Annotated in this window: 5 protein-coding genes; 1 reads left to right on the forward strand and 4 read right to left on the reverse strand. The window is 63.1% G+C overall.

Translation table 11 applies throughout. From position 1 onward, the window contains the following. Positions 1-164 precede the first annotated feature (164 nt). From EII42_RS11890 to EII42_RS11905, 4 genes are all read right to left on the reverse strand, one after another. Positions 165-1,250 carry a GTP-binding protein gene (locus tag EII42_RS11890; RefSeq protein WP_125172363.1) on the reverse strand — a complete coding sequence of 362 codons (1,086 nt, stop codon included), beginning with the start codon at positions 1,248-1,250 and terminating at the stop codon, positions 165-167. A gap of 1 nt (position 1,251) precedes the next feature. After that, a complete protein-coding gene (locus EII42_RS11895; protein ID WP_125172365.1) occupies positions 1,252-1,491 on the reverse strand; it encodes a type B 50S ribosomal protein L31 in 240 nt (79 codons plus the stop codon). 124 nt (positions 1,492-1,615) lie between these two features. Beyond that, the gene (locus EII42_RS11900) at positions 1,616-4,171 is read right to left on the reverse strand and encodes a glycogen/starch/alpha-glucan phosphorylase (RefSeq protein WP_125172367.1); all 2,556 of its coding nucleotides are present in this window, start codon (positions 4,169-4,171) and stop codon (positions 1,616-1,618) included. An 80-nt stretch (positions 4,172-4,251) separates the two neighbouring features. Continuing rightward, on the reverse strand, positions 4,252-4,647 hold the full coding sequence (locus EII42_RS11905; RefSeq protein WP_199729884.1) for an NUDIX domain-containing protein: 396 nt from the start codon (positions 4,645-4,647) through the stop codon (positions 4,252-4,254). Between the two features lie 281 nt (positions 4,648-4,928). Between EII42_RS11905 and EII42_RS11910 the strand changes: the two genes are divergently transcribed. Next, on the forward strand, positions 4,929-6,513 hold a 1,585-nt coding region (locus EII42_RS11910; protein WP_148098053.1), incomplete at its 3' end, for a DUF5979 domain-containing protein.

Here is a 6,513-nt window from a genome sequence, read left to right on the forward strand (position 1 = left end):
CCGGGAGAGCCCGCCCCGAAACCGGGAGAGCCCGCCCCGAAACCGGGAGAGCCCGCCCCGAAACCGGGAGAGCCTGCCCCGAAACCGGGGCTTCCCAAGACCGGTTGCTGAGCTAACGGGCTGAGGGGCGCACCCTGATGGGTGCGCCCCTCAGCCATCCACGGTCAGCGGATTTCGCCCAGCCAGTCCTCCAACCCGTCGGAAAAGACCTCCCACGCGACGCCGCGCTCGGCCAGCTCCTCGTCGGTGATGAGGCAGTCCCCGAACGCGTCCAAAAGCCTGGGGCGAGGGTCACCGTGTGCGCACAGCCCCGTAACGACGATGTGTGTCCGGGCCTGCGCCGCGCCCCACCGCCCGCCGACACCAATCGAGAGTTGCCCGCCGGCGCCGTCCCAACAGCATCGGAGTTCGGCACGAGTGGGCAGCCAGAAACAGCCTCGGCTGCGGAACCTGCCAGAGCCGAGGTCCGCGATGCGTCGCAGCAGCCGGTCAGGGTGCAGGGGCAGGTGGGAGCTGAGGGTCAGCCGCCAGGAGCCCTCTGCCGGCTCTGGAAGCGCGGCCGGAGGTACGTCGCACACCCATTCCTCGGAACAGTTTGGGTCGTGCAAGCCGGTCAGCAGCTGTTCCCCGCGAAAGCCGGGCCAACCGACCGTCGTGACGGCGCCTGGTCGGGCCAACGACATGGCCAGCGTGAACCCAGGTTCCAAGGCATGGGGCACGTCTGGCCGCCGAACGCTCACCACGTCGGCGTATTCGATGAGCGCCGAGCTGACCTCTGCGACGGAGCGCCGGTCGTCGGAGAAGACCCCGAACCCGCGCTCGCACAGCAGATCGCCTCCAGTCAGATCGCGCTCCAGCGTTTCGCCGGACAGCGCCGCAACCACTCCGGCAATCTTGAAGGGCGCCGCGACGCTTGGGCTGCGGCTCACGAAGCGGCAGACCTGACGAGCATCGGCTCCCGAGGGGAGCACCGCAATTTGTGACGGCCAGCTGCCCGTGGCAGCGAGGCGGGCCAACGTCGGCACGACGTCTTCCCGGATCGCGCAGGGGATGCAGGCGTGCCCCAGGCTGATCACCTCGCGCTCCAACAGCCCGCGAACATCGCTCACGGTGCGGGTCAGGGTGTTGTGTTCGTGGCTCACCTCGTGCCGGACTACGACGGATTCTGGCAGGTCACACAGGAGCCCGAGCGCAGTGGAATCCAGCGCCGTCGGCTCCAGGCCGGTAATCAGGAAAGTTGGGATCCGCATGTCAGCCTCCGTAGCGTCGGCGGAAGCGTTGCATGCGCCCTTCCGTGTCCAGCTCGCGCGCCCTACCTGTCCAGAATGGGTGGCTGGCCGCGGTGATATCGGTGTTGACCAGCGGGTAGACACGGCCCTCGTACTCGATGGTCTCGTCCGAGGTCAGGGTCGAGCGAGTCAGGAAGAGATCGCCGGTGGAGCGATCGCGGAACACCACAGGAGCGTACTGCGGGTGAATCTCGGGTTGCATGGGTCTCCATCCACGATAGTTATTGAGAATGAATCTCAATTTAATTTATCATGAGGGGTTCCTGCAAGCGGGCTGAAACAGCTGCCGGGCCCCCGATCGGAGGCCCGGCAGCGACTCGTCAAGCTCAGAAGCTGGGGGTGATGTCCCAGATACGCGTGAGATAGTCGCGCATCGAACGATCCGACGTGAAGTAGCCGCAGCGGGCCACGTTCAGGATCGCGGACTTGGTCCAAGCTTCCTGGTCGGCGTACTTCTTCTCCACCTCGGCCTGGACGCGGATGTACGAATCGAAGTCGGCAAATGCCATGAAACGGTCGTGGTAGAGCCAGCTGGACACCAGCGAGTCGAAGGTGCCGCGGTCACCTCCCGAGAAGACGCCCGACTGGATCAGGTCGACGGCGGCGCGCAACTGCGGGTTGTTGGAGTAATACTCGCCGGGCTCGTAGCCCGAGGTGCTCAACTCTGCCACCTCGGGCTCGGTCATGCCGAAGAGGAAGAAGTTGTCATCGCCGACGAGCTGGCGAATCTCGACGTTCGCCCCGTCGTCGGTTCCGATGGTCAGCGCACCGTTCAGCGCGAACTTCATGTTTCCGGTGCCGGAGGCCTCCATGCCGGCGAGCGAGATCTGCTCGGACAGGTCAGCGGCAGGAATGAGCTTCTCCGCTAGCGTGACGTTGTAGTTAGCCGGGAACGCCACCTTCAGTCGCCCAGCCAGCCGTTCGTCGGAGTTCACGACGCCGGCCACCTTGTTGATCAGGTGGATGGTGTCCTTGGCGAGCCGGTAGCCCGGCGCCGCCTTGGCTCCGAACACGACGGTACGCGGGGTGATCTCGTCGGCCGTAATCTTGCCACTGATCACCTGCTCATAGAGCGACACGATGTGCAGCAGCTTGAGTGACTGGCGCTTGTACTCGTGGAGCCGCTTCACCATCACGTCGAGCAAGTGACCATCCGGCAGCAGGATGCCATCGCGCTGGGCGAGCAGGCTGGTCAGCCTGCGCTTATTGAAAGCCTTGGCCTCGCTGAAGGCGATCCGGAAGTCGGCGTCCTCTGCGTAGGGCTCCAGCTCGCGGAGCCGCTCAAGGTCGTTCACCCAGCCCTTGCCGATGGTGTCGCTGATCAGCTCGGACAGCTTGTAGTTGGCCATCCGCACGAAGCGGCGCGGGGTGATGCCGTTAGTGACGTTGGTGAACTTCTCCGGCCACAGGTCCGCGAAGTCCTTGAGTACCTTGTCCCGCAGCAGCTGGGAGTGCAACTCGGCCACGCCGTTGATCTTGACGCCCGCCACCGCAGCGAGATGGGCCATGCGCACGGAGCGCTCCGGGTATTCTGCGATGATGGACATGCGGCCGACGCGCACCTCGTCGCCGGGGAACTTGGTGCGAACCTGCTCAAGGAACTGCTCGTTGATCCGGTAGATGATCTCCAGGTGGCGAGGCAGCAGGCGGCCAAGCAGTTCCGTTGGCCAGACTTCGAGGGCCTCGGGCAGCAGAGTGTGACAGGTGTAGGCGAAGCACTTGGCGGTGACCTCCCAGGCCTCGGCCCAGTCGAAGCCTTCTTCGTCAATCAGCACGCGCATCAACTCGGGGACGCCGATGACCGGGTGCGTGTCGTTCAGCTGGAAGATGATCCGCTCGTGGAGGTTGCGCAGGTCGAATCCGTCTTCGAGGTGCTGGTTGATGAAGTCGCGGATCGAGGCGGCGACGAAAAAGTACTGCTGCTGAAGGCGCAGCTCCTTGCCCTGTGGGGTGGAATCCTCGGGGTAGAGCACCTTCGAGATGTTTTCGGCGAATGTTTGGGCCCGAACTGCCTGGGCGTAGTCGCCGGAGTTGAAGATTTGCAGGTCGAAAGCCTTGGTGGCCTCGGCGGACCACAGCCGCAGCGTGTTGACCCGGCCGTTCTTGTAGCCCGGGACCATGTAGTTGTAGGGCACGGCCTGGACGTCCCACGCGGGGATCCATCGGGTGCGCTCGCGGCCCGAGTCGTCGGTGTAACGCTCGGTGTGTCCGCCAAAGTTGATCTTCACGGCGGCTTCGGGATGCGGGAACTCCCACGGCGAGCCGAGTGCGAGCCAGGTGTCGGGTTGCTCCACCTGGCGGCCGTCGACGAAGGTCTGCCGGAAGATTCCGTACTCGTAGCGGATGCCGTAGCCGATGCAGGGGACGCTCATCGTGGCGAGTGAGTCGATGAAGCATGCAGCGAGGCGCCCGAGACCGCCGTTGCCGAGGCCGGGTTCAACTTCCTGCGCCCGCAACTGCCACAACTCGATGCCGCACTGCTTCAGCCCCTCAAGAGCAATCTCATTCAGGTCCGTGGCCTGCAGCGCGTTGCCGAGCTGGCGGCCGAGCAGGTATTCGGCGGAGAGATAGCCGACGGTTTTGCCCTTGGTGCGTTCGTTGGAGCGGCTGGTTTCCAACCAGCGGGCCATCAAATAGTTGCGGACAGTCAGGGCCAGCGCCATGTACTGATCGTTGATGCTCGCCTGGTTGAGGGTGACGCCTTGCGTCGTGTTCAGCTCGTGGAGGAACTCCTTCACGAATCCGTCGACGGTGTGCGGCGGAGTAGCGACCGGGGCTACCGCCAGCGGGTGCGTCGGCACGCTGGAAGGGCCATAGACGCGATGGTCGGTGGTCGGGGTCTCGTCGGCCTGGAAGAGGCCGGAGTGCGCAGTTTCAGCCATGTAGCACATGCTACCTAGCAACTGTGGGGCCTGTCTAAGGGTTTCTCGCCCTTGCGCAAAATGCTGCAACCCTTACAAGGTTATTGCAGATGGTTTTGCAGGTGCTCGGCATACAGCGGGGCGAGGGCGATCTGGGCCGGCTGCTCCGGGTCAAGCCACGCGATCTCGGCGATCTCGGCGGCAGGGGACACGCCGTCGGGGACCGGATCGAGGTAGCGGTAGCAGTCTGCGCGCACCATCTGGCCGACCTCGTTGGCCGCAGGGGCGGCGAACTCGCCGAGGGCGAGCAGGCGTTCCGGGTCCAGATCGAGGCTCAACTCTTCGCGCACCTCCCTTATGACACACTCTGCTGGCCCCTCGTCGGGGAAGGGCTTGCCTCCGGGATTCATGAAGGTTGACGTGCCTCGCTTGCGGACCAGCAGCACGCGGCCGTCGCTGCTGGTCAGCAACACCGCTGAAACACGAATCTCGCTCACCGGGTCAAGTATGCCCGAGCGCCCCGTTGGGCTGGTCGGGACGCGCGCTTGGCTCAAGTGCGAAAACAGTTTGTATCAGTTTGATCACAATCGATTGGGCGCGCGGTGCTTGTCGGAGGGTGTTTGTCCGATCGGGTTTAGTGACCCAGCGACGAAAACTGAGTAAATCTCAGAAAAGGTTGCCCCCCACTACGCCTTATGCTTGTTAAGCTCGCTCAGATAAGGTCCCGGCAGATGATCGCGGGACCCTCCTATTGACCCTTAGAAACTCTGGAGCGGACATGGTTCGACAAACCAAGAGAGCGCTTCTGGCGATCTGCCTAGCCTTGGCGCTCACCTTCACCTCCCTGGTCTCGCTGTTCGGTCTGAGTACCGCGTCAGCGGAGCAGAACAACAAGATCAAGGTTGCTGTCTCGAAGATAGAGCGAGTCAGCTCGACCAACGAGCCGATCGCTGGTCAGATCTACAAGTGGAACCGCGTCAAGCTGTCTTTCACCTTCGACGCCACCTCAGCCAATCCCCAGCCGGGCGACTCCTTCTACCTCAAGTTGCCCGCCGAGTTCAACAACCTGGAGCCTGGCTCGAAGCGTGACCTTGTTTTCCGGGGTGTGAAGGCAGGTGAGTGCGAGCTTTCTGGCTCCAAGGATGTGATCTGCACGCTTGGCGAAGGCATCCGGGGCAAGCGCGAGGTGCATGGCTCCGGCATGGTGATCCTGTCTGCCGTCGAACTGACCACCAAGAAAACGGTGGACATTGACGCCAACGGCGAGATCATCCCCGTGCCGCTGCCCGGAGACGGCATCAAGCCCTCCCCCCACGGCTACCACGAGTACCTGAGCAAATGGGCTTCCAGCATCGTATTGAGCCGGAACTATCTGAACTGGGACATTCTCTTCAACGTGAACAAGCTCTCCGCCCAGACCCAGAACGCCGAGCCCATCACGCGGCTTGTGTGGAAGGACACTCTGACTTCCTCCACTGACGACGGCTCGAAGGCCTACGGGCACTACTACCACACCGACAAAGCAAGGTGGGTGCTCTACCTGCGCGACGCCAAGGGCGATACGGCGCCGCAGTATCACCGCATCGTCGACGCAACGGGTCGCCAGTTGAGCGACAAGCACAAGGGGTTCGGCCTCGACGTGCAGTTCAACAATGCGGACAAGCCGACCGAGGCGACGATTACCGTGACCGGGCCGTTCCAGCCCGACACCAACTACTACGTCAACTACCGGACGCGCCCGAACACGCCAAACGGCCTGCCGAATCCGTCGGAGAAGTACAGCAACGAGGCGAAGCTGGTGTACAACAATAAGGAGATCGTTCTCAAGCGTGACATCAAGTACACGCAGGGATTCGAGGTGAACATCGAGTTCAAGGAAGGCCTTGGCGGATTCTCCTTGACGAAGAATCTCTCCGGCGAGGCAAGGGACAGGGTCGCCCCCGGCACTACCTTCACCGCACTGGTCGATTGGGAACTTCCGGGTGGCAAGACCGCGAACGACTTCCCCGACTGGACACCGCCCGCCGCCAAGCCTGCCGAGTTGCGGGTTGCGCTCGGCCAAACCGCCACGTTCCCCGGAGACTTCCCAGTGGGCACCAGGATCACGCTCACCGAGGACCCCAATACGGCCGATCCTGCCGCTAACGTGATCTGGGGAGACCCGGAGTTTACGATTGATGGGAAGAGCCAGGGGAAGACGGCGTCATTCGTCATCGAGAACAAGAAGGCTGTTGCAGTCACGGTGACTAACGAGGCCAACAAGATTCCCGCCGTTTCGGTTGGTGATTTCGTGTGGTTGGATGCGGATCGTGACGGGATTCAGGATGACGGTGAGAAGGGGATCAAGGGCGTTGAGTTGAGGC

Origin of the sequence: Tessaracoccus sp. OH4464_COT-324, assembly GCF_003932855.1 — a bacterium.
Taxonomy (GTDB): Bacteria; Actinomycetota; Actinomycetes; order Propionibacteriales; family Propionibacteriaceae; genus Arachnia.